Genomic DNA, 23,519 nt, shown 5'->3' on the forward strand with positions numbered 1-23,519 from the left:
TCGGGATGAGCGGCATGAGCGACAACACCTACGCGCGCGATACATCGGCTGCGGCGGATCTGTTCGCGGCCGGCGACGGCAACCTGTTCCAGCGCGTCATGCAGATGCGCATGACGGCGCACGCCGGCGGAGCGCCCGACGGCGCGGCCAGCCCCGGGCTTTCATCCATCGAGGAGCCTATGAGCCTTTTTGCGACCGTGCGACCGAATCTCGTGCAGTCGATCCGTGCATTCCGCGTGCAGGATCTTGCCGATGAAGCGAATCAGCTCGGCCAGCATTTCCTGTATGCGTACTGCGGGAATGCCCAATCGAAGCAGGAAGTGCTGGAGACGATCGCGACGTCGTTCCTGTTTCCCAAGCACTTCGGCAAGAACTACGACGCGCTGTACGATTGCCTGACGGATCTCGTCCACAAGGCGGGCGCCCAGCCCGGCTTCGTGATCGTGCTCGAGGCGCTCCCGATCGCGCACAAGTTCGACAAGGAAGGGCGCGAGACGCTGCTCGACGTGTTCCGCGAAGCGGCGGAATTCTGGGCCGAGCGCAAGGTCGCGTTCCGCGTCTTCTACTCGTTCGCGTAATTCCGGGCCGCTCGGCCCGTCGAAAGCCCGCCTTCGCGCGGGTTTTTTGCGTCTGCGGCCCGCCGCGGCAAGCGGGCGGCCGAAGCGCGCATTCACCCGGCAACAGTCTTTCATCACGCGCTATTTTTCGGGAAAATCGCGGTTTGGGTTTGGCCCCGTCATCGCGGCCGTCGCGCCGCCGCTCGCGGCCGGCTGACGCGCGCCTGACGGTCGCGGCGCGTCACCATCCGCCCCAGCGCGCGGCAAGCGCGGCGAGCACGGCCGCACCCGCCGTCTCGGTGCGCAGCACGCGCGGGCCGAGCGACAGCGCGGCGAAGCCCCGCGCGCGCGCGGCCCGCTCCTCGTCGGGCGACAGCCCGCCTTCCGGGCCGATCAGCAACGTGACGTCGCCGGCGGGCGGCGCGTCGGGCAGCAATGCGAACGGCACGCTCGCGCGCGGCGACAGCAGCAGGCGCAGCTCGCCTTCGGCCGGCGCGGCGGGCAGCGCGTCGAGCCACGCGTCGAAGCCGCGCACCGGCGCGACATCCGGCACGCGATTGCGGCCACACTGCTCGCACGACGCGCGCACGACGCCTCGCCAGTGCGACACGCGCTTGTCCGCACGCTCGCCCGACAGCTTGACGACGCCGCGCGCGGTCGACAGCGGCGCAACCGCCGCGACGCCGAGCTCGACCGCCTTTTCGATCACCCAGTCCATCTTGTCGCCGCCGGCGATGCCCTGCGCGAGCGTCACGCGGTACGGTGGCTCCGCTTCCACGGGCTCGAACGCGTCGATCCGGGCGAGCGCGCCGCGCCTGTCGATCTCGACGATCCGCGCGCGGTACTGGCCGCCCGTGCCGTCGAACAGCGCGAGCAAGTCGCCAGGCTGCAGCCGCAGCACCTGCGCGTGACGCGCGACGTCGACCGGCAGCGGGAGCGTGGCGTCGGCTTGCAACGCCGCGTCGACGAAAAAGCGCGGCACCGCCGCGGTCGTGGCGGCGCCGCTCATGCGGCGATGCGCCGCGCGAGCGCCCAGCGGTAGCCGTCGAGATCCTCGATCTGCGCGAAGCGATCGCCCCAGAACTGGTCCTGCGGCGCGGTCAGCGATTTCGCGCCCGCGTCGAGCGCGCGGCGGTAGGTCGCATCGACGTCGTCGACGTACAGATAGAACGACTGCGGCGCGACGGCGCCCGCGCGCCGCGGCGTGCGCGCCGTCGAGCCGAACGCGCCCTCGGGCGCGAACATTACGATCAACTGGCCGCGGTACGACATCTCGACGTGCATGATCGCGCCGTCTTCGTCGATCAAATCGCGCTTCTCGAAGCCGAACGCGTCGCTAAAGAACTGAATCGACGCCTGCGCGTTGCGCACCGTCAGATAAGGGGTCAACCAGGGCACGTCGGCCGGCCGTGGGTCGGTCATGCGGGTTCTCCTGCGGGAAAGGCGGATGCTTCGCCGAACTTAGCGATGCACGCCGAGAGTATCGCGCAGCGCGTGCGGCAGCGTGAAGAGTGCGGGATGCAGCTTCGCGTCATAGAAGCGCAAGCCTTCGATGCGCCGCTCGGCGAGCCGCGCCTCGACGTCGTGCGCGAACAGCGATGCCGCGTCGAGCGCGTCGCTCGCGATCGCCATCAACCACGGCGAGCCATACAGCGGCACGTGCGCGCAAAGCGGCGCGACCACCGCGAAGCTCGCGCGCAGCCCGGCGAGCAGCGCGGCGATGCGCGCTTTGTGAAAGAGCGGCGAGCCGAGATGCAGCGACACCGCGCCCTGCGGCGTCAGGATGCGCTTCAGGCGCGCGTAGAACTCGGGCGTGTAGAGGCCCGCCGCGGGCGAGTCGGGCGGCGTCAGATCGAATACGACGAGGTCGAAGTGCTCGCACGCGTGGCCGACGTAGCGCGCGGCGTCGCCGATCACGAGCTCGACGCGCGGATCGTCGAGGGCGCCCTGGTGGACGTCGGCGAGATAGCGGCGCGCCATGTCGACGACGGCGGCATCGAGCTCCGCGACGACGATCCGCTCGATGCATGGATGCCTGAGGAGCTGGCGCGCGGCGCCGCCGTCGCCGCCGCCCAGGACGAGCGCCTTCCTCGGCGCCGGATGCGCGAGCGCGGCCGGATGCGTCATGCATTCGTGATAGACGAACTCGTCGCCGACCGACGTCATCGGCCGGCCGTCGAGCGTGAAGAGCCGCCCGAGCAGCGCCGTGTCCCAGACCTCGATCTGCTGATGCTCGGATTCGATGCGCGCGAGCCGCCGGGCGTTCGGGAAGCCGTAGGCGACGTCGGGGGTCGGGTGGAAGAGGAGAGTGGTGCTCAAGGCGGCGGGCGCGGGTCGGGCGGGGCGGTTCCGATAGTCCGAATTATAGAGGGTGGGAAGATGGCCGAGAAACCGCACGGACGGGCGGATTCCGACAAGGCTCGCGCGAAGGGCATCTGCTAAAATGACCCGCTTTGCAACCTCGTCCGTCTGCTCGTCCGCTTTGCGTCCTGCCGGCGCCGCACCCCGCGCCGGGAACGGTTGGCCCGCGAGCTTCGGATGCCGCCCGTGCCCCGTTTTCTCGACTCGTTCTCCGGACTCGACATGACGACTTCGTCTCCCGCCTCCACCACCCTGATGGCCAACGCGATCCGCGCGCTCGCGATGGACGCCGTCCAGCAAGCGAACTCCGGCCACCCCGGCATGCCGATGGGCATGGCCGAGATCGGCGTCGCGCTGTGGTCGCGCCACCTGAAGCACAATCCGGCGAACCCGCATTGGGCCGACCGCGACCGCTTCGTGCTGTCGAACGGCCACGGCTCGATGCTGCTGTACTCGCTGCTGCACCTGACGGGCTACGATCTGCCGATCGAAGAGCTGAAGAATTTCCGCCAACTGCATTCGAAGACGCCGGGCCACCCGGAATACGGGATCACGCCGGGCGTCGAGACGACGACGGGCCCGCTCGGCCAGGGCCTCGCGAACGCGGTCGGCATGGCGCTCGGCGAAGCGCTGATGGCCGCCGAGTTCAACCGCGACGGCGCGAAGATCGTCGATCACCACACGTACGTGTTCGTCGGCGACGGCTGCCTGATGGAAGGCATCTCGCACGAGGCCTGCTCGCTCGCCGGCACGCTGAAGCTGAACAAGCTGATCGCGCTGTACGACGACAACGGCATCTCGATCGACGGCGACGTCGTCAACTGGTTCCACGACGACACGCCGAAGCGCTTCGAGGCGTACGGCTGGAACGTGATTCCGAACGTGCCCGGCCATGACGTCGACGCGATCGACGCGGCGATCGCGAAGGCGAAGGGCTCGGACAAGCCGACCCTCATCTGCTGCAAGACGCGCATCGGCAACGGCGCGGCGACCAAGGCGGGCGGCCACGACGTGCACGGCGCGCCGCTCGGCGCAGACGAGATCGCGAAGACGCGCGACGCGCTCGGCTGGAAGTGGGCGCCGTTCGTGATCCCGCAGGAAGTCTACGCGGCGTGGGATGCGAAGGAGGCGGGCAAGCGCCGCGAAGGCGACTGGAACGCGGCGTTCGCGCAATACCGCGCGAAGTATCCGGCCGAGGCGGCCGAGTTCGAGCGCCGGATGGCGGGCAAGCTGCCGGCCGACTGGGCCGCGAAGGCCGCGGCGATCGTCGCGGGCGCGAACGAGCGCGGCGAGACGGTCGCGACCCGCAAGGCGTCGCAGCAGACGATCGAAGGGCTCGCGGCGGTGCTGCCCGAACTGCTCGGCGGCTCGGCCGACCTGACGGGCTCGAACCTCACGAACTGGAAGGCGTCGAAGGCGGTGCGCGCGAATGCGGACGGCCCGGGCGTCCAGTGGGGCAACCATATCAACTACGGCGTGCGCGAATTCGGCATGAGCGCCGCGATCAACGGCCTCGTGCTGCACGGCGGCTACAAGCCGTTCGGCGGCACGTTCCTCACGTTCTCCGACTACAGCCGCAACGCGCTGCGCGTCGCCGCGCTGATGAAGGTGCCGTCGATCTTCGTGTTCACGCACGATTCGATCGGCCTCGGCGAAGACGGCCCGACGCACCAGTCGGTCGAGCATGTCGCGAGCCTGCGCCTGATCCCGAACCTCGACGTCTGGCGTCCGGCGGACACGGTCGAGACGGCCGTCGCGTGGACCCACGCGGTCGCGCACCAGAATCCGTCGTGCCTGATCTTCAGCCGCCAGAACCTCGCGTTCAACGCGCGCACCGACGCGCAGCTCGCGAACGTCGAGAAGGGCGGCTACGTGCTGCGCGACTGGGACGAAGAGATCGTCGCGCGCAAGATCATCCTGATCGCGACGGGCTCGGAGGTCGAGCTCGCGATGAAGGCGGTCGAGCCGCTCGCGCGGCAGGGGATCGCCGCGCGCGTCGTGTCGATGCCGTCCACCGACGTGTTCGACCGCCAGAGCGCCGAGTACCGCGAGCGCGTGCTGCCGCACGGCGTGCGCCGCGTCGCTATCGAAGCGGGCGTCACCGGTTTCTGGCGCAAGTACGTGGGCCTCGAAGGCGGCGTGGTTGGCATCGACACGTTCGGCGAGTCGGCTCCGGCTGGCGTGCTGTTCAAGCATTTCGGCTTCACCGTCGAGCACGTGGTCGAAACGGCGAAGGCGGTGCTCGCGTAACCCAATCGACGCCCGGGCGGCCGTGCCCCGCGCCGGCCGGGCGCGCGTGAAGCTGCACGAAGTATTTTTTCAGCCATCAGGAGATACATCATGACGATTCGCGTTGCAATCAACGGTTACGGCCGCATCGGCCGCAACACGCTGCGCGCCTTCTACGAAAACGGCAAGAAGCACGATCTCGAGATCGTTGCGATCAACGATCTGGGCGACGCGAAGACCAACGCGCACCTGACGCAGTACGACACCGCGCACGGCAAGTTCCCGGGTGAAGTGTCGGTCGACGGCGATTACCTCATCGTGAACGGCGACAAGATCCGCGTGCTCGCGAACCGCAACCCGGCCGAGTTGCCGTGGGGCGAGCTGGGCGTCGACGTCGTGTTGGAATGCACGGGCTTCTTCACGTCGAAGGAAAAGGCGAGCGCGCACCTCAAGGGCGGCGCGAAGAAGGTGATCATCTCGGCGCCGGGCGGCAAGGACGTCGACGCGACGGTCGTCTACGGCGTGAACCACGACGTGCTGAAGGCCGAGCACACCGTGATCTCGAACGCGTCGTGCACGACGAACTGCCTCGCGCCGCTCGTCAAGCCGCTGAACGACAAGATCGGCCTCGAAACCGGCCTGATGACGACGATCCACGCGTACACGAACGACCAGGTGCTGACGGACGTCTACCACGAAGACCTGCGCCGCGCGCGCTCGGCGACGCACAGCCAGATCCCGACGAAGACGGGGGCGGCAGCGGCCGTCGGCCTCGTGCTGCCGGAGCTGAACGGCAAGCTCGACGGCTACGCGATCCGCGTGCCGACCATCAACGTGTCGATCGTCGACCTGTCGTTCATCGCGAAGCGCGACACGACGGTGGCCGAAGTCAACGCGATCATGAAGGAAGCGTCGGAAGGCGCGCTGAAGGGCATCCTCGGCTACAACGACGCGCCGCTCGTGTCGATCGACTTCAACCACAACCCGGCTTCGTCGACGTTCGACGCGACGCTCACGAAGGTGTCGGGCCGCCTCGTCAAGGTGTCGAGCTGGTACGACAACGAGTGGGGCTTCTCGAACCGCATGCTGGATACGGCGATCGCGCTCGCGAACGCGAAGTGATCCCGCACGCGCGGGCCGCCTCGCGGCGGCCCGCGTCGCGACCGAGCCCGGTCCGGCTGCCTGCCGGGCTTTTTTGTCGCTGCCCGCTTTTGTCGCCGCCGCTTATGGCGCTGCCTGTCGCCGCGCGCCGACGCGCTGCGACGCGCCCCACAGCGCGACGAGCCCGCCCGACAGGATCGCACCTGCGATGCAGACGCCGCGCCAGCCGTCAAGGCCGAACGCGGCGCCCGCCGCGCCCGAGCCGAGCGCGCCGCCGATGAAATAGCTCGTCAGATAGATCGTCGTGACGCGGCTGCGCGCGTCGCCGGCGAGCGCGTAGATCACGCTCTGGTTCGAGATGTGCAGGCCCTGCACGCCGACGTCGAGCAACAGGATGCCGACGATCAGCGCGGCGAGCGACTGCCCGCCCGCCGCGATCGGCGCGAACGACGCGAGCACCGCCGCGGCGAACAGGCCGGTCGCCGCGTTGCCGTGCCCGCGGTCGACGAGCCTTCCCGCCGAAGCCGCGGCGAGCGCGCCCACCGCGCCGACGATGCCGAACAGGCCGATCCGGCCTTCCGTATAGCCATACGGCGGCTGGCTGAGCAAAAACGTGAGGCCCGTCCACAGCAGGCTGAAACAGGCGAATACGAGCGCGCCATATGCGCAGCGCAGCGCGATCAGCGGCTGCGTGCGCACGAGCGCGGCGAGCGACTTCATCAGCGCCGCGTAGTCGATGCGCGCGTCGCGGCGATCCTTCGGCAGCTTCGCGGCGAGCACGCCCGCCAGCAACAGCACCATCAGCGCCGCGATCGCGTAGACGGCGCGCCAGCCGAGCCAGTCGGCGATCGCGCCAGATGCGACGCGCGCGAGCAGAATGCCGAGCAGGAGGCCGCTCATCACGGTGCCGACTGCGCGGCCGCGCGCCGCGTCGCCGGCGAGCGACGCGGCGAACGGCACGAGCAACTGCGTCGAGCACGTGACGAAGCCGATGCACATGTTCGCCGCGATGAAGAAGCCGTAGCTCGTACTCGACGCGACCGCGACGAGCGCGACGATGTTGGCGATCAGCAGCCGCACGATCAGCGTGTGGCGATTGACGACGTCGCCGAGCGGCACGACGACGAGGAGGCTCGCCGCGTAGCCGAGCTGCGTCAGCGTGACGAGATAGCCGAGCTCGGCGGGTTTGCGCCCGAAGCTCGCGGCGATCGCCGCGAGGAGCGGCTGCGAATAGTAGAGGTTGCCGATGACGATGCCGCAGGCGCATGCGAACAGCAGCGTCATCCCGCGCGTCAGCGCGGGCGGGGTGGCGGTGACGGAATTCATGAGGCGCGTGGCGAAGAAGGATGGGGGTGGAAAGAGCGAAGCGACTGAAGCGGCTCGAGCGAACGAAGCGAACGAAGCGAACGAAGCGAACGAAGCGAGCGGCCGCTGGCGATGCGCGCGGCGGGCCGCGCGAAGCCGCCCGCCGGGTCGAGCCGCGTGTCGAGCCGCGTGTCGGTGCGGCGTTCAGAAAGGCTTCGTCGGCAGATATTTGCTGTCGAGCGTGATGACGGCGCGCGAGCCGCCCTCCGGATCGTCGACCTTCCTGATGTCGAGCCTGAAATTGATCGCGCTGACGATGCCGTCGCCGAATTGCTCGTGAATCAGCGCCTTCAGCGTCGAGCCGTACACCTGCACGATTTCGTAGAAGCGGTAGATCGTCGGATCGGTCGGGATGCCGCCGGGGATGCTGCCGCGCACGGGGATCGTCTGCAGCAGGCGCACCGCGTCGTCGTCGAGGTCGAGCTTCGCGGCGACGGCGCGCGCGGCGTCGGCGGGCAGCGGATGCTGGCCGAGCAGCGCGGCCGTCGTGAACGCGACGCTCAGGCCGGTGCCCTCGTTGATCTGCTCGAACGTAAGGTTCTTGCGCGTCTTCGCGTCGACGATGCGCTCGGCGAGCGCATCGCGTGCGGACTGGCTATGTTGCGATTGGGTCATGCGGACTCCTTGCGGTGAGGGATCGGGGAAGCGAAGGGAAATGGCGGGCGCGATGCGTGACGCGCAAGGCTTCGTGCATCACGCCGCGCGCACGTGCGGATGCTCGGCGAGCGCGACGAAGCGGCCCGTCACGCTGTCGAGCGCGTCGATCGAGCCGGTTTCGATGTCGTACACCCAGCCATGCAGCGCGAGGCGTCCTTGCTCGAGCGCGAGCCGCACCGACGGATGCGTATTGAGGTTCGCGAGTTGTGCGACGACGTTTTCTCGCACCATCGAATCGACGCGCGCCTGCTCGCTTGCGTGTTCGCGCGCTTCGTTCACGCATTTCGCGGCGTCCGCGTAGCGCAGCCAGCCGCGCACGGCGGGCAGATGGTCGAGGCACGCGCACGACGCGATCGCGTGCATCGCGCCGCAGTCGGAGTGGCCGCACACGACGATGTCGGCCACTTCGAGCACCGCGACCGCATATTCGACGGACGCCGATACGCCGCCGGGCTGCGGGCCGAACGACGGCACGATGTTGCCCGCGTTGCGGATCACGAACAGGTCGCCGGGCTCGCGCTGCGTGACGAGTTCGGGCACGAGGCGGCTGTCCGAGCACGAGATGAAGAGGGCGCGCGGCTGCTGGCTCGTGGCGAGGCGCTTGAACAACGCCGTGCGCGGCGCAAACGCGTCGCGCTGGAACTTCAGAAACCCTTCGATGATGTCCTGCATCGTGTGCTCCGTGATCGGTGGCAAAAGCCGAGGACTGAAGAATGAGGCAAACGATTCATAGCGTCCAAGACTGGTTTATTATTGTTCGCATAGGCAAAACCAATATCCGGGACGCGATGCTGCTCCGACATATCCGCTATTTTCTCGCCGTCGCCGAACAGGGCAACTTCACGCGCGCGGCCGAGGCGCTGCACGTGTCGCAGCCGACGCTGTCGCAGCAGATCAGGCAGCTCGAGGACGCGCTCGGCGTGCAGTTGTTCGACCGCGCGGCTCGCGCCGTGCGGTTGACCGAATTCGGCGCCGCGTATGCGCGGCACGCGCGGGCCGCGCTGCAGCAGCTCGAGGCCGGGCGTCGCGCGGTGCACGACGTCGAGAATCTGCAGAGCGGCTCGCTGCGGCTCGCGATGACGCCGACCTTCTCCGCGTATCTGATCGGCTGGCTGATCGACGGCTTCAATGCGCGCTATCCGAACCTGAAGCTGATGATCCGCGAGCTGCCGCAGGAGCAGATCGAGCCGCTCCTGGCCGACGACGAGCTCGATGTCGGCATCGCGTTCGACGCGACGCAGTCGCCGGAAATCGAAGCGACGCCGCTCTGGGTCGAGACGCTCGCGCTCGTCGTCGGCCGCGACCATCGGCATGCGCGCCGCCGCAAGCCGCTTTCGCCCGGCGAGGCCGCCGACGAGCCGCTGATCCTGTTGAGCCGCGCGTTCGCGACGCGCAGCAAGGTCGACGAGTACTTCCATCGCAACGGGCTCACGCCACGCGTCGCGATCGAGGTGAACTCGATCAGCGCGATGCTGGAGATGGTGCGCGGCGGACGGATTGCGACGGTGCTGCCGTCGGCGATCGCCGAGCGTCGTGACGATTTGTGCGCGATCCGGCTCGAGCCGTCGCTGCCGCAACGCACGGCGGCGCTGTTGATGCGCAAGGGCGGGTATCGAAGCGCGGCGACGCGGGCGTTCGTCGATCATGTGCTGGCGAGGCGGCACGAAATCGGAAGCCGCGGCGGGGCGGGCGCGACGGCGCGCCGTCGGGCGGCGAGTAGTGGCGAGTAGTGACGAGTAGTGGCGAGGCGCGGGACGGTTCGTGCGGTGCGCGATTTCCGTGCGCTGACGCGATGCCGAGCCCGACGCGTCAGTGCTTCGGCGTCGGAAAGAACACGCCCGCGCGTTGCGCGGCGTTCGAGATGTGCGCTTCGATCGCCGCGCCCGCGGCGGCGGGGTCCTTCGCGATCAGCGCGTTGAGAATCGCGCGATGCTCGCGATACGTCGACAGCACGAGCTCGCGCCGGTAGAACGGCATCCGCTGGCTTTCCTTCATGATGTCCGCGCTGCCGCGCAGGATCGACTCGATCGCCGCGTTGCCGGCGAGACTGACGATTCGTATGTGGAAATCGAAGTCGAGCTGCGACGCGCTGTCGAGCTCGTCGTTCGCGAGCGCCTCTTGCAGCGCGGCGATGTTCTCTTCGAACCACGCGAGATCCTGCTCGCTGACGGCGAGCGCGGCCATTCGCGCGGCGAAGCCTTCGAGCGCATAGCGCATCTGGTAGGTGTCGGGCAGCGACGATTGCTCGGCGAAGCGCCATGCGTGCGCGGAGCTTGCCTGCGCGCTCTCGACATACACGCCCTTGCCGGGACGGATGCGCAGCATGCCGAGCGCCTCGAGCGTCGACAGCGCCTCGCGCAGCGACGCGCGGCTGATCTCCAGTTCTTCGGACAATTGACGTTGCGCGGGCAACAGGCTGCCGACGGGATAGAAGCCGCGCTCGATCCGGTCTCGGATCGTGGCGATGGCGGCGTCGGTGACGGTATGCGGAACGTTCTTCATGCAGTGGATCGATTGCGCGGTCTGACCGGCATTCTAAACCGGCGGCGCCGCCACGCGCCCCGGCTCCGGGAAAGCGATGATCCGGCGCGCGCCACGGCTGCGCAATCGCAGCGGAAAAGCCGGGGTAATCCCTATTTTTGGCGTCCTTGACTCGACTATATCGGCTTCCTACTATCAGCCATAACATTACTGGTCGGACCAGTATGAACAGACGAATCCGCAACCGTTGTGACGGGAGAACGCCGTGTCGAAGTTTCTCAATTCGCTGTTTGGTCGGGTGGTCATCGCGCTGTTGATCGGCGTGGCGCTCGGCGCTTTCTTCCCGCACTTCGCGCAGTCGCTGCGGCCATTGGGTGACGGGTTCCTGAAGCTGATCAAGATGGTGATCGGGCCGATCGTGTTCTGCGTCGTCGTGAGCGGCATGGCGAACGCGGGCGATCTGAAGAAGGTCGGCCGCGTCGGCCTGAAGGCCGTCGTCTATTTCGAGGCGATGACGACGCTCGCGCTCGGCATCGGCCTCGTGCTCGCGTACCTGACGAAGCCGGGTGTCGGGATGAACGTCGATCTGCATACGCTCGACGCCGCGTCGCTCGCCGATTACGCGAAGAACGCGCAGAGCCTGAAGGACACGGCGGGCTATCTGCTGAAGATCATCCCCGAGACCGCATTCGATGCGTTCGCGAAAGGCGACATCCTGCAGATCCTCGTGTTCTCGGTGCTGTTCGGTTCCGCGCTGTCGCTGCTCGGCGACAAGGCGAAGCGCGTGAACACGCTGATCGACGAATTCGCGCAGGTGTTCTTCCGCGTGATGGGCTTCATCATCAAGCTCGCGCCGCTTGGCGTGCTCGGCGCGATCGCGTTCACGACCGGCAAGTACGGCGTCGCGTCGCTCAAGCAGCTCGGCCTGCTCGTGATCGTGTTCTACGCGAGCTGCGTCGTGTTCGTCGCGATCGTGCTCGGCGCGGTGATGAGGCTTGCGGGCTTCTCGGTGTTCAAGCTGATCCGCTATCTGCGCGAGGAGCTGCTGATCGTGCTCGGCACCGCGTCGTCGGACGCCGTGCTGCCGCAGGTGATGCGCAAGCTCGAATGGATGGGCGTGAAGGACTCGACGGTCGGCCTCGTGATCCCGACCGGCTACTCGTTCAACCTCGACGGCTTCTCGATCTACCTGACGCTCGCCGTGCTCTTCATCGCGCAGGCGACCAACACGCCGCTGTCGATGCACGACCTGATCGTCGTGCTGCTCGTGTCGCTCGTCACGTCGAAGGGCGCGCACGGGATTCCGGGCTCGGCGATCGTGATTCTCGCCGCGACGCTGTCGGCGATTCCCGCGCTGCCCGTGCTCGGGCTCGTGCTGATCCTGCCCGTCGACTGGTTCGTCGGCATCGCGCGCGCGCTCACGAACCTGCTCGGCAACTGCGTTGCGACGATCGTCGTCGCGGTGTGGGAGCACGACATCGACCGCGCCCGCGCGAAGCGCGTGCTGAACGAAGAGCTGCGCTACGTGCCGGCGGGCGAGGAAAGCCCGAACGGCGCGATCGCGGACGGCGGCGCGCACGCGCTCTGACGCGGCGCCGCCCGGCGTCGCGCGCCGGCACTTCGTTTTTCAGGTTTTCGGTTTTTCCGCTTTTCGGACCTACATCCAACAACAGGAGACGACATGGCCGCCCCGATCATCGATCCGAACGCGCCCGCGTTCACGCGCCGCTACATGAATCTCGCCGATCCGCGCCTCGGCGCGAAGGCGCTCTTCGCGAGCGACGAATTCTTCGCGCCGAAGGAGCGGATGCTCGATCCGGAGCCCGCCGTGTTCATCCCCGGCAAGTACGACGACCACGGCAAATGGATGGACGGCTGGGAGACGCGCCGCAAGCGCACGACGGGGCACGACTTCTGCGTCGTGCGGCTCGCGCGGCCGGGCGTCGTGTACGGCGTCGATCTCGACACGAGCCACTTCACCGGCAATTTCCCGCCCGCCGCGTCGATCGACGCGTGCGTGTCGGACGCGGACACGCCGGCGGACGACGCCGTCTGGGAGACGCTCGTGCCCGCGACGACGCTCGCGGGCAACCAGCATCACTACATCGACGTGAGCAATCCTCGCGCCTATACGCACCTGCGCGTGAACCTGTATCCGGACGGCGGGCTCGCGCGGCTGCGCGTGTACGGCCAGCCGCAGCGCGACTGGAGCCGCGCGGCGCGCGGCGAGCTCGTCGATCTCGCCGCGATCGAGAACGGCGCGTATCTCGTCGCCGCGAACAACGAGCACTTCGGCCCCGCGTCGCGGATGCTGATGCCTGGGCGCGGCGCGAACATGGGTGACGGCTGGGAGACGCGCCGCCGCCGCGAGCCCGGCAACGACTGGGCGATCGTCGCGCTCGCGCGGCCCGGCGTGATTCGCAGGGTCGAAGTCGATACCGCGCACTTCAAGGGCAATTTCCCGGACCGCTGCTCGCTGCAGGCGGCGCGCGTCGCGGGCGGCACCGACGCGTCGCTCGTCACGCAGGCGATGTTCTGGCCGGTGCTGCTCGGCGAGCAGCCGCTCAGGATGGACAGCGTGCACACGTTCGAGACGGAGCTCGCCGCGCTCGGCCCCGTCACGCACGTGCGCCTGAACATTCATCCGGACGGCGGCGTGTCGCGGCTGCGCCTCTGGGGCGAGCTCGCGTAACGGGGGCCGCGCATGCAGACGCTGCATACCTTGCGCCTCGAGCGCCTGACGCGGGAAGCGTTCGCGCCGTTCGGCGACGTGATCGAACTCGCGGGTGCCCGCCGCTTCCTGATCAACGGCGGGACGACGGAGCGCTTCCACGATCTCGCGTCGATCGACGTCACGGAGGCGGGCGGGCTGCCGCTCGTGAGCCTTTTTCGCGCGCAGCCGCGCGCGTGGCCGATCGAGGTCGACATGATGGAGCGGCATCCGCTCGGCAGCCAGGCGTTCGTCCCGCTCGCGGCGATCGCGCGCTACGCGATCGTCGTGGCTCCCGCGGGCGAATTCGATCCGACCCGGATGCGCGCGTTTCTCGCGCAGGGCTGGCAAGGCGTCAATTATGCGAAGGGTGTCTGGCACCATCCGCTCCTCGCACTCGATGCGGTGAGCGATTTCGTCGTGATCGATCGCGGCGGCGCGCAGCCGAACTGCGACGAGATCGCGCTCGACGCGCACCGGCGGCTCGTCGCGGACGACGCGCACGCAAGCGCCGCCTGACACGCGCCGGATTGGCGCTCGACACGCACGCGAGGCGCGACGCAAAAAGGCCCAGCCTGGCTTGCGCCGGCTGGGCCTTGCGCATGCGCGGCGCTCGGGCCGCGCCGCGCGCCGAGTGCTGGCCTCAGTGCTTGCGATAGGGGCAGTTTTCCGTCGTGCAGGTGCCGTACATCGCGAGCGAATGCTCCTGCAGCTTGAAGCCGCGTTCCTTCGCGATCGCCTGCTGGCGGGTTTCGATCTCGGCGTCGAAGAACTCTTCGACGCGGCCGCAATCGATACACACGAGATGATCGTGGTGCGAGCCTTCGTTCAGCTCGAACACGGCCTTGCCGGATTCGAAGTTGCTACGCGAGAGCAGGCCCGCCTGCTCGAACTGGGTGAGCACGCGGTAGACGGTTGCGAGGCCGATGTCGAGCTCCTCGTGCAGCAGGTTGCGATAGACGTCTTCAGCCGTCAGGTGGCGTACCGGGCTTTGCTGGAAAATTTCGAGGATCTTGAGGCGCGGTAGGGTGGCCTTGAGCCCGATGTTTTTGAGATCGGTCGGATTGGTCATGGCTAGGCGTCCCTAGAGTACAATGCAGGGCTTCAATAGTACCGGCTTTTCGCCTTTTCAGTCATCTGTGACATTCTCGCGCGGCCTCGGACAAGGGCCAGCACGGTGAGGGACATGATTCCAAGATCGCTTTTGCAACTTCAGAGGAGCCGCGTGCGGAGCACCGTCATCGCAGCCGTCGCCGTGGTCGGACTGGCCGCCTGTTCGTCGTACGACAGCGTGACCCAACGGATCGCGCAGAGCATTACGCCGTATCGGATCACCGTCGTCCAGGGCAACTTCGTGTCGCAGGAAAAGGCGTCGCAACTGCAGGTCGGCATGTCGCGCGAGCAGGTGCGCGCGCTGCTCGGCACGCCGCTTCTGACCGACATGTTCCATGCGGATCGCTGGGACTACATCTTCTACTTCAAGCGCGGCTCGACGTCGGTCGTCCAGCAGCGCGATCTCGTGGTGAATTTCGCGGGCGACCGCCTCGCGGGCTGGACAGGCGCCGACAATCTGCCGTCCGAGCTCGATCTGCTCGCCGACATCGACGGCGATCGTCGCGGCAAGAAGGCGCGCAAGGTGGCTGCGGCCGCGAGCGCCGCGTCCGCGCCGGAGGTTGCGGCGGCGGCGCCCGAAGCCGCGCAGGCGGCGGATCAGAGCGACGCGAACGCGCAGGCGGCGCGCGCGGCGAACCGCGCGACCGCGCAGGTGTCCGGACAGAGCGGCGCGGCGGCCCGCTTCTCGCCGTCCGCGCAGGCGGCGCCGAACGCTCCGACCCCTGGCGGCTTGCCGCCCGGCGCCGCGCCCGCGATCCAGCCGCAGTTCCAGTTCCATCGTCCGCCTCCGCCGGCCGCCACGCAGGGCGGCGCGAGCCAGCCGGTCGGCCCGCAGGGCGCCGACAGCCTGCCGAACCAGCCGCTCACGGCGCCCGCGCCCGCATCCGGCGCGCAGGGAGCGGGCGGCTGATCCGGCAGTCCGAACCAATCCGGGGCGGCGCGCGCCGCCCGTTTTTCATTCGTAGCAGGTAGCGCATGTCGTCCATGAAGATTGCGATTGCTGGTGCGTCCGGCCGGATGGGCCGGATGCTGATCGAAGCGGTGCTCGCCGCGCCCGACGCGACGCTCGCCGGCGCGCTCGACCGCACGGGCTCGCCGCAGCTCGGCCAGGACGCGGGCGCGTTCCTCGGCAAACAGACCGGGGTTGCGCTCACCGACGATATCGAGCGCGTGTGCGCCGAAGCCGACTGCCTGATCGACTTCACGCGCCCCGAGGGCACGCTCGCGCATCTGGATGCGGCGCTGCGCCACGACGTGAAGCTCGTGATCGGCACGACGGGCTTCAGCGAGCCGCAGAAGGCGCAACTGCGCGCGGCGGGCGAGAGGATCGCGCTCGTGTTCTCGGCGAACATGAGCGTCGGCGTGAACGTCACGATGAAGCTGCTCGAATTCGCGGCGAAGCAGTTCGCGCAAGGCTACGACATCGAGATCATCGAGGCGCATCACCGGCACAAGGTCGATGCGCCGTCCGGCACCGCGCTGATGATGGGCGAGACGATCGCCGCCGCGACAGGCCGCTCGCTCGACGAATGCGCGGTCTACGGCCGCCACGGCGTGACGGGCGAGCGCGATCCGTCGACGATCGGCTTCTCGGCGATCCGCGGCGGCGACATCGTCGGCGATCACACGGTGCTCTTCGCCGGCATCGGCGAGCGCATCGAGATCACGCACAAATCGGCGAGCCGCGTGTCGTACGCGCAAGGGGCGCTGCGCGCGGCGCGCTTCCTCGCCGGCCGCGAGACCGGCTTCTTCGACATGCAGGACGTGCTCGGCCTGCGCTGAGCGCCACTTCCGGGCATCGATGGCGACCCCGACCGGCATCCTCCATTACCTCGAGAGCGGCGACGCCGTCACGCACGCGGTTGCTTACGTGCTGCTCGCGATGTCGATCGCGAGCTGGTGCTTCCTGCTCGTGAAGGCGTGGGTGCTGGTGCGCGCGAAGCGCCAGGGGCCCGGAGCGCTCGCCGCGTTCTGGCGCGCGGCGACGCTCGACGACGGCGTCGCGGCACTGCGCGCAGCCGACAAGGAGCGCGTGTTCGCGCCGCTCGCCGAGGCCGCGCGCGATGCCGACGCCGCGTCGCGCGTCGAGCCGCATGCGCTCTTTGCGCGCGTCGAGCGCGGAGAGCGGGTGCTGCGCGCGCTGCGCCACGCGCTGCGCGCGTCGCAGCGGCGGCTCGAATTCGGCCAGGTGCTGCTCGCGTCGATCGGCAGCACCGCGCCGTTCGTCGGCCTGCTCGGCACCGTCTGGGGGATCTATCACGCGCTCGGCAGCATCGCGGCGAGCGGGCAGGCGCAGATCGAGAACGTCGCCGGCCCGGTCGGCGAGGCGCTCATCATGACCGCGTTCGGCCTGGTCGTCGCGATTCCGGCCGTGCTCGCGTACAACATCCTCGGGCGGCTCGTGCGCCAGCTCGTCGAGGAGCTCGACGGCTTCGCACGCGATCTGCACGTGTTCGTCTGCGGCGAGCCGGCCGCAACCCCGGCCGCCGCGCCCTGACGGGCGGCGTCGATCCGATACACCCAGCGAGGAGGGCGGCATGGCGTTCGGCGGACTCGATCATCAGCACACGTCGCAGCCGATGGCGGACATCAACATGACGCCGCTCATCGACGTGATGCTCGTGCTGCTCGTCATCTTCATCATCACCGCGCCGCTCTTGACGCATGCGATCCGGCTCGATTTGCCGAAGGTCGCGGCGGCGCCCGCGCGCGAGACGCCCGAGACGATCACGGTGTCGATCGACACGGCGGGCAAGCTGTACTGGAACGACGCGCCCGTCGCGCCCGATGCGCTCGCCGCGCGGCTGCGCGACGCGGCGGCAGGCGGCAAGGACCCGGAGCTGCACCTGCGCGCCGCGCGCGACACCCGCTACGACACGATCGCGCAGGTGATGGGCGCCGCGCAGCAGGCGGGCGTCGCGCGGATCGGCTTCGTCACCGACGCGTCCGCGCCGCCGCCGGCCCGGCAGTCGCCGCCGCGCGCCGCGCCGCAGCAGCCGCGGCCGCAATCGCCTGCCGTGCCTGCCGCGCCGCGCTGATCGCGGCCCGCGCCCGCTCGGACGGCGTTGCTGGCCGGCGCGGACGGTATAATCGACGTTTTCCCCGCGCCGCGCCCCGGCCGCCGGGGAAGCGCGACTTTCGATCCACTCGAGCGCGCGTGCCCGGCGCTTCGCGCCGCGCGCCGCTCAACGCCCAGCCCGAACCACACCATGCACGAAAGATACGTACCCGCCGACGTCGAAGCCGCCGCCCAGAGCGACTGGCGCGCAGCCGATGCCTACCGCTCGACGGAAGACGCGAACCGCAAGAAGTTCTACTGCGTGTCGATGCTGCCTTACCCGTCCGGCAAGCTGCACATGGGCCACGTGCGCAACTACACGATCAACGACGTGATGTACCGCTATCTGCGGATGAACGGCTACAACACGCTGATGCCGATGGGCTGGGACGCGTTCGGGATGCCGGCCGAGAACGCCGCGATGGCCAACGGCGTGCCGCCCGCGCAGTGGACGTACGAGAACATCGCGTACATGAAGAAGCAGATGCAGTCGATGGGCCTCGCGATCGACTGGTCGCGCGAGGTCACGACCTGCAAGCCCGACTACTACAAGTGGAACCAGTGGCTGTTCCTGAAGATGCTCGAGAAGGGCATCGCGTACAAGAAGACGGGCATCGTGAACTGGGACCCGGTCGACCAGACCGTGCTCGCGAACGAGCAGGTGATCGACGGGCGCGGCTGGCGCTCGGGCGCGCTCGTCGAGAAGCGCGAGATCCCGATGTACTACATGCGGATCACGCAGTACGCGGACGAGCTGCTGAACGATCTCGACGGCCTCGGCTGGCCCGAGCGCGTGAAGATCATGCAGCAGAACTGGATCGGCAAGAGCTTCGGCGTGAACTTCGGCTTCCCGTACGCGCTCGACGGCGAGCAGAAGCTGCTGCGCGTGTTCACGACGCGCGCGGACACGATCATGGGCGTCACGTTCTGCGCGATCGCGGCCGAGCATCCGCTCGCCGCTCGGCTTGCGCAGGACAAGCCCGAGCTGCAGGCGTTCATCGACGAATGCAGGCACGGCGGCGTCGCCGAGGCCGACATCGCGACGATGGAGAAGAAGGGCGTCGCCACCGGCTTTTCGGTGTCGCATCCGCTCACGGGCGCGCCCGTCGAGGTGTGGATCGGCAACTACGTGCTGATGAGCTACGGCGAGGGCGCGGTGATGGGCGTGCCCGCGCACGACGAGCGCGACTTCGCGTTCGCGAAGAAGTACGGCCTGCCGATCCAGCAGGTGATTTCCGCGGAAGGCGAGACGTACTCGACCGACGCGTGGCAGGAGTGGTACGCCGACAAGACGCGCGCCGTGTGCGTGAACAGCGGCAAGTACGACGGCCTCGCGTACGACGCGGCCGTCGACGCGATCGCGGCCGACCTGAAGGCGGGCGGCTTCGGCGACAGGCAGATCACGTACCGGCTGCGCGACTGGGGCATTTCGCGCCAGCGCTACTGGGGCACGCCGATTCCGATCATCCATTGCCCGTCGTGCGGCGACGTGCCGGTGCCGGAGCAGGACCTGCCCGTCGTGCTGCCGGAAGACCTCGTGCCGGACGGCACGGGCAACCCGCTCGCCAAATCCGACGCGTTCCTGAACTGCGCGTGCCCGAAGTGCGGCGCGGCCGCGAAGCGCGAAACGGACACGATGGACACGTTCGTCGATTCCGCGTGGTACTTCTCGCGCTATGCGGCGCCCGACGCCGAGACGATGGTCGATGCGCGCACCGACTACTGGATGCCGATGGATCAATACATCGGCGGCATCGAGCACGCGATCCTGCACCTGCTGTACTCGCGCTTCTGGGCGAAGGTGATGCGCGACCTCGGCCTCGTCGCGTTCGGCGAGCCGGCGAAGAACCTGCTCACGCAGGGGATGGTGCTCAACGAGACGTTCTTCCGCGAGGACGCGGCGGGCAAGAAGACCTGGTACAACCCGGCCGACGTCACCGTGTCGTTCGACGACAAGGGGCGCCCCGTCGGCGCGGTGCTGAAGGCGGACGGGCAGCCGGTCGAGCTGGGCGGCATCGAGAAGATGTCGAAGTCGAAGAACAACGGCGTCGATCCGCAGATGCTGATCGACCATTACGGCGCCGACACCGCGCGCCTTTTCACGATGTTCGCCGCGCCGCCCGAGCAGCAGCTCGAGTGGTCGGGCGCGGGCGTCGACGGCGCGAGCCGCTTCCTGCGCCGCGTGTGGGCGTTCGGCTTCGCGAACCGCGAGGCGCTCGCCGTGCGCGCGTCGTTCGACGCCGCGCAGCTCGCCGAAGCGGACAGGACGTTGCGCCGCGAGATCCACGGCGTGCTGAAGCAGGCCGATTTCGACTACCAGCGGCTGCAGTACAACACGGTCGTGTCGGCCGCGATGAAGATGCTGAACGCGATCGAAGGCGCGAAGGGCGCGACGCCCGCCGTGCAGCGCGAGACCTACGGCGTGCTGCTGCGCGTGCTGTATCCGGTCGTGCCGCACGTCACGTTCGAGCTGTGGAAGGCGCTCGGCTACGCGGACGAGTACGCGCCGCTCCTCGACGCGCCGTGGCCGAAGGTCGACGAGGCCGCGCTCGAGCAGGCCGAGATCGAGCTCGTGCTGCAGATCAACGGCAAGGTGCGCGGCGCGCTGAAGGTCGCGACGGATGCGAGCCGCGAGGCGATCGAGGCGGCGGCCGTCGCCGACGAGATGTTCGCGAAATTCGCCGAAGGCAAGCCGGCGAAGAAGATCATTGTCGTGCCGGGCCGTCTCGTGAACGTCGTCGTCTGACGGCGCGCGCGGGCGGGGCAGGCATGCATCAGCAAGGAGCGAAGGTGATCCGCAGATCGTTTTTGATGCTCGTGGGCAGCGCGATGCTGTTGTCCGCGTGCGGTTTCAAGCTGCGCGGGCAGCAGGACTACGCGTTCAAGCGCTTGTTCATCGCCGGCGCGCCGCCCGCCGCGGCGGCGCGGCTCACGCGCCTCGTCGAGGCCGGCAGCGACACGAAGATCGTCAAGACGCCCGACGAGGCGGACGCGGTGCTGAACCTCGCGGAATCGCGCGGCCAGGGCACGCTGACGCTCGACCGGTTCGGCACGGTGCAGGAATACCAGCTCAACTACTCGCTGAACTACACGCTTCTGGCCAAGGACGGCACCGCGCTGATTCCGCCTTCGCTGATCGCGCTCAACCGCGCGATGACGTACAGCGCGCAGTACACGAACGCGAAGGCGCAGGAAGCCGAGATCCTGTTCGCGGACATGCAGAACGACGCGATCGATCAACTGATGCGCCGCCTCGCGATCGTTCGCACGCTGCATCCGGAGCCGGGCAAGGGCGTGCCGGCCGTCGCGCCGCGCGCGCCGCTGCCGCCGCCGCCGCTGTGATCGCCGCGTTCCTTTCTTCCTCAACGATCGACGCTCGAACCGATGCAACTGCGACTTGACGCGCTGGAGCCGCATCTCTCGAAGGGGCTCGCCGGACTGTACGTCGTCTATGGCGACGAGCCGCTGCTCGCGCAGGAGGCGTGCGACAAGATTCGCGCCGCCGCGCGCGCGGCGGGCTTCACCGAGCGCTCGGTGCACACCGTCGAGCGCGGCTTCGACTGGAGCACGCCGATTGGCGCGAGCCAGGCGATGTCGCTGTTCGGCGAGCGGCAGCTCGTCGAGCTGCGGATTCCGTCCGGCAAGCCGGGCAAGGACGGCGCCGACGCGCTGAAGACGCTCGCCGGCGCGGACAACCCGGACGTGCTGATGCTCGTCACGCTGCCGCGGCTCGATTCGGCGACGCAGAAATCCGCGTGGTTCACGGCGCTCGCGAACGGCGGCGTTGCGCTGAAGATCGACCCCGTCGAGCGCGCGCAATTGCCGAACTGGATCGGCCAGCGGCTCGCGCTGCAGGGGCAGCGGGTCGCGCCGGGCGACGACGGGCGGCGCGCGCTCGCGTTCGTCGCCGAGCGGGTCGAAGGCAATCTGCTCGCCGCGCATCAGGAAATCCAGAAGCTCGGCCTGCTGTATCCGGCCGGTGCGCTGACGTTCGAGCAGATCCAAGACGCGGTGCTGAACGTCGCGCGCTACGACGTGTTCAAGCTCAACGAGGCGATGCTCGCGGGCGACGCCGCGCGGCTTGCGCGGATGATCGACGGCCTGAAGGGCGAGGGCGAGGCGCTCGTGCTCGTGCTGTGGGCGGTCGTCGAGGAATTGCGCACGCTGCTGCGGATCAAGCGCGGCGTCGCGGCCGGCAAGCCGCTTGCCGTGCTCGTGCGCGAGAACCGCGTGTGGGGGCCGCGCGAGCGGCTCGTCGGACCCGCGCTGTCGCGCGTATCGGAGGCGGCGCTCGAGCACGCGCTCGCGTTCGCCGCGCGGCTCGATCGGCAGGTCAAGGGGCTTTCCGCCGTGTCGCGCGGTGCGGCGCGCGGCGAGCCGCCGCCCGATCCGTGGGACGGCCTGTTCCAGCTCGCGATGACCGTCGCGCGCGCGTCCGGGCCAGGCGGCGCCGCGCCGCGCCGGCCCGCCTGAGCGCGCTTTTGCGCCGGCGCTTACAATCAGGCGGCGTGAACCGGTCGGCGTGAACCGGCCGCGCGAGCGCCGACGCGGCGCCCCCGTTTTCCGACAATCGTTTTTTCGCCGCTCGACGCGGCTTGCATTGCGAGTCTCACGATGGATATCGATCAGTACATGACGGACGTCGGCCGCCGCGCGCGGCGCGCCTCGCGCGAGATCGCGCGCGCGTCCACCGCGGCGAAGAACGCCGCGCTCGAAGCGGTCGCGCAGGCAATCGAGCGCGACGCCGACGCACTGAAGGCGGCCAACGCGCGCGACGTCGCGCGCGCGAAGGACAAGGGCCTCGACGCGGCGTTCGTCGATCGCCTGACGCTGTCGGACAAGGCGCTGAAGACGATGGTCGAGGGGTTGCGCCAGGTCGCGACGCTGCCGGACCCGATCGGCGAGGTGAGCAACCTCAAGTACCGCCCGAGCGGAATCCAGGTCGGCCAGATGCGCGTGCCGCTCGGCGTGATCGGCATCATCTACGAATCGCGGCCGAACGTGACGGTCGACGCGGCCGCGCTGTGCCTGAAATCCGGCAACGCGACGATCCTGCGCGGCGGCTCGGAGGCGCTCGAGTCGAACACCGCGCTCGCGAGGCTGATCGGCGAAGGGCTCGCCGCGGCGGGGCTGCCGCAGGACGCGGTGCAGGTGGTCGAGACGGCCGATCGCGCGGCGGTCGGCAAGCTGATCACGATGACCGGCTACGTCGACGTGATCGTGCCGCGCGGCGGCAAGAGCCTGATCGAGCGGCTGATCAACGAGGCGCGCGTGCCGATGATCAAGCATCTCGACGGCATCTGCCACGTGTACGTCGACGATCGCGCGAGCGTGACGAAGGCGCTCACCGTCTGCGACAACGCGAAGACGCACCGCTACGGCACCTGCAACACGATGGAGACGCTGCTCGTCGCGCGCGGGATCGCGCCCGCGGTGCTGTCGCCGCTCGGCCGGCTGTATCGCGAGAAGGGCGTCGAGCTGCGCGTCGACGCCGATGCGCGCGCGGTGCTCGAGGCGGCGGGCGTCGGCCCGCTCGTCGACGCGACCGAGGAAGACTGGCGCACCGAATATCTCGCGCCGGTGCTCGCGATCAAGATCGTCGACGGCGTCGACGCCGCGATCGAGCACATCAACGAGTACGGCTCGCATCACACCGACGCGATCGTCACCGAGGATCACGACCGCGCGATGCGCTTCCTGCGCGAAGTCGATTCGGCGAGCGTGATGGTGAACGCGTCGACACGCTTTGCCGACGGCTTCGAGTTCGGCCTCGGCGCGGAGATCGGCATCTCGAACGACAAGCTGCACGCACGCGGCCCGGTCGGGCTCGAAGGGCTCACGTCGCTGAAGTATGTCGTGCTCGGGCACGGCGAAGGGCGTCAGTGAC

At 68.8% G+C, this 23,519-nt stretch carries 23 protein-coding genes; 15 read left to right on the plus strand and 8 right to left on the minus strand.

Annotated elements, in window-relative coordinates; all coding sequences use genetic code 11:
- Positions 1-14: 14 nt before the first annotated feature.
- Positions 15-578: a barstar family protein gene (locus tag AQ610_RS03125; RefSeq protein ID WP_009889020.1), complete on the plus strand. Its 564-nt coding sequence runs from the start codon at positions 15-17 to the stop codon at positions 576-578.
- 220 nt (positions 579-798) lie between these two features.
- Here the strand turns inward: AQ610_RS03125 and AQ610_RS03130 are convergent, their stop codons facing one another.
- From AQ610_RS03130 to speE, 3 genes are read right to left on the minus strand one after another with little or no spacing between them, the layout of a single operon-like run.
- On the minus strand, positions 799-1,566 hold the full coding sequence (locus AQ610_RS03130) for a 16S rRNA (uracil(1498)-N(3))-methyltransferase (protein WP_006025234.1): 768 nt from the start codon (positions 1,564-1,566) through the stop codon (positions 799-801).
- A complete protein-coding gene (locus AQ610_RS03135; protein ID WP_009913606.1) occupies positions 1,563-1,979 on the minus strand; it encodes a VOC family protein in 417 nt (138 codons plus the stop codon). The genes AQ610_RS03130 and AQ610_RS03135 overlap by 4 nt, the downstream gene beginning before the upstream one ends.
- 39 nt (positions 1,980-2,018) lie before the next feature.
- Positions 2,019-2,876, minus strand: coding sequence for a polyamine aminopropyltransferase (speE, locus tag AQ610_RS03140; RefSeq protein WP_006025236.1), 858 nt, complete (start codon positions 2,874-2,876; stop codon positions 2,019-2,021).
- 219 nt (positions 2,877-3,095) lie between these two features.
- Here speE and tkt point away from each other — a divergent pair, with 219 nt between their 5' ends.
- Positions 3,096-5,168 (plus strand): transketolase, encoded by a 2,073-nt coding sequence (tkt, locus tag AQ610_RS03145; RefSeq protein WP_006025237.1) that lies wholly within the window; start codon positions 3,096-3,098, stop codon positions 5,166-5,168.
- Positions 5,169-5,258: 90 nt separating this feature from the next.
- Positions 5,259-6,269 (plus strand): type I glyceraldehyde-3-phosphate dehydrogenase, encoded by a 1,011-nt coding sequence (gene gap / locus AQ610_RS03150; RefSeq protein ID WP_006025238.1) that lies wholly within the window; start codon positions 5,259-5,261, stop codon positions 6,267-6,269.
- A 102-nt stretch (positions 6,270-6,371) separates the two neighbouring features.
- Here the strand turns inward: gap and AQ610_RS03155 are convergent, their stop codons facing one another.
- From AQ610_RS03155 to AQ610_RS03165, 3 genes are all read right to left on the minus strand, one after another.
- Positions 6,372-7,574, minus strand: coding sequence for an MFS transporter (locus AQ610_RS03155; RefSeq protein ID WP_006025239.1), 1,203 nt, complete (start codon positions 7,572-7,574; stop codon positions 6,372-6,374).
- A 183-nt stretch (positions 7,575-7,757) separates the two neighbouring features.
- Positions 7,758-8,228: a cyanase gene (gene cynS / locus AQ610_RS03160; RefSeq protein WP_006025240.1), complete on the minus strand. Its 471-nt coding sequence runs from the start codon at positions 8,226-8,228 to the stop codon at positions 7,758-7,760.
- Positions 8,229-8,306: 78 nt separating this feature from the next.
- Entirely contained in the window at positions 8,307-8,942 is a 636-nt protein-coding gene (locus tag AQ610_RS03165; protein ID WP_006025241.1) for a carbonic anhydrase, read from the minus strand.
- A gap of 116 nt (positions 8,943-9,058) precedes the next feature.
- Between AQ610_RS03165 and cynR the strand changes: the two genes are divergently transcribed.
- Positions 9,059-10,000 (plus strand): transcriptional regulator CynR, encoded by a 942-nt coding sequence (gene cynR, locus AQ610_RS03170; RefSeq protein ID WP_006025242.1) that lies wholly within the window; start codon positions 9,059-9,061, stop codon positions 9,998-10,000.
- Between the two features lie 79 nt (positions 10,001-10,079).
- Here cynR and AQ610_RS03175 read toward each other — a convergent pair whose 3' ends face one another.
- Positions 10,080-10,772 carry a FadR/GntR family transcriptional regulator gene (locus AQ610_RS03175; protein ID WP_006025243.1) on the minus strand — a complete coding sequence of 231 codons (693 nt, stop codon included), beginning with the start codon at positions 10,770-10,772 and terminating at the stop codon, positions 10,080-10,082.
- A gap of 244 nt (positions 10,773-11,016) precedes the next feature.
- Between AQ610_RS03175 and AQ610_RS03180 the strand changes: the two genes are divergently transcribed.
- The 3 genes from AQ610_RS03180 (at position 11,017) to AQ610_RS03190 (ending at position 13,980) form a co-directional block, all read left to right on the plus strand.
- The gene (locus tag AQ610_RS03180) at positions 11,017-12,339 is read left to right on the plus strand and encodes a C4-dicarboxylate transporter DctA (protein WP_009913601.1); all 1,323 of its coding nucleotides are present in this window, start codon (positions 11,017-11,019) and stop codon (positions 12,337-12,339) included.
- A gap of 93 nt (positions 12,340-12,432) precedes the next feature.
- The gene (gene alc, locus AQ610_RS03185; protein WP_006025245.1) at positions 12,433-13,443 is read left to right on the plus strand and encodes an allantoicase; all 1,011 of its coding nucleotides are present in this window, start codon (positions 12,433-12,435) and stop codon (positions 13,441-13,443) included.
- A 12-nt stretch (positions 13,444-13,455) separates the two neighbouring features.
- The gene (locus tag AQ610_RS03190) at positions 13,456-13,980 is read left to right on the plus strand and encodes an ureidoglycolate lyase (protein ID WP_006025246.1); all 525 of its coding nucleotides are present in this window, start codon (positions 13,456-13,458) and stop codon (positions 13,978-13,980) included.
- Between the two features lie 124 nt (positions 13,981-14,104).
- Here the strand turns inward: AQ610_RS03190 and fur are convergent, their stop codons facing one another.
- A complete protein-coding gene (fur, locus tag AQ610_RS03195) occupies positions 14,105-14,533 on the minus strand; it encodes a ferric iron uptake transcriptional regulator (protein WP_006025247.1) in 429 nt (142 codons plus the stop codon).
- Between the two features lie 153 nt (positions 14,534-14,686).
- On the opposite strand from fur, the gene AQ610_RS03200 reads away from it, so the two are divergent.
- The 8 genes from AQ610_RS03200 to AQ610_RS03235 all read left to right on the plus strand — a co-directional run bounded on the left by AQ610_RS03200 (position 14,687) and on the right by AQ610_RS03235 (position 23,518).
- The gene (locus tag AQ610_RS03200; RefSeq protein ID WP_043282279.1) at positions 14,687-15,484 is read left to right on the plus strand and encodes an outer membrane protein assembly factor BamE; all 798 of its coding nucleotides are present in this window, start codon (positions 14,687-14,689) and stop codon (positions 15,482-15,484) included.
- Positions 15,485-15,558: 74 nt separating this feature from the next.
- Positions 15,559-16,356, plus strand: a complete 798-nt coding sequence (gene dapB / locus AQ610_RS03205; protein WP_009913595.1) for a 4-hydroxy-tetrahydrodipicolinate reductase — start codon at positions 15,559-15,561, stop codon at positions 16,354-16,356.
- A gap of 19 nt (positions 16,357-16,375) precedes the next feature.
- A complete protein-coding gene (locus AQ610_RS03210) occupies positions 16,376-17,071 on the plus strand; it encodes a MotA/TolQ/ExbB proton channel family protein (protein ID WP_006025250.1) in 696 nt (231 codons plus the stop codon).
- A gap of 40 nt (positions 17,072-17,111) precedes the next feature.
- Positions 17,112-17,612, plus strand: coding sequence for an ExbD/TolR family protein (locus tag AQ610_RS03215; RefSeq protein ID WP_006025251.1), 501 nt, complete (start codon positions 17,112-17,114; stop codon positions 17,610-17,612).
- A gap of 171 nt (positions 17,613-17,783) precedes the next feature.
- Positions 17,784-20,378 carry a leucine--tRNA ligase gene (leuS, locus tag AQ610_RS03220; protein WP_006025252.1) on the plus strand — a complete coding sequence of 865 codons (2,595 nt, stop codon included), beginning with the start codon at positions 17,784-17,786 and terminating at the stop codon, positions 20,376-20,378.
- Between the two features lie 44 nt (positions 20,379-20,422).
- Complete coding sequence (locus tag AQ610_RS03225) at positions 20,423-20,974, plus strand: LPS-assembly lipoprotein LptE (protein ID WP_015601197.1); 552 nt, start codon at positions 20,423-20,425, stop codon at positions 20,972-20,974.
- A gap of 42 nt (positions 20,975-21,016) precedes the next feature.
- A complete protein-coding gene (gene holA / locus AQ610_RS03230) occupies positions 21,017-22,105 on the plus strand; it encodes a DNA polymerase III subunit delta (protein WP_006025254.1) in 1,089 nt (362 codons plus the stop codon).
- 141 nt (positions 22,106-22,246) lie between these two features.
- On the plus strand, positions 22,247-23,518 hold the full coding sequence (locus tag AQ610_RS03235) for a glutamate-5-semialdehyde dehydrogenase (protein WP_006025255.1): 1,272 nt from the start codon (positions 22,247-22,249) through the stop codon (positions 23,516-23,518).
- Position 23,519: the final 1 nt, after the last annotated feature.

Source organism: Burkholderia humptydooensis (genome assembly GCF_001513745.1).
Lineage (GTDB): Bacteria > Pseudomonadota > Gammaproteobacteria > Burkholderiales > Burkholderiaceae > Burkholderia > Burkholderia humptydooensis.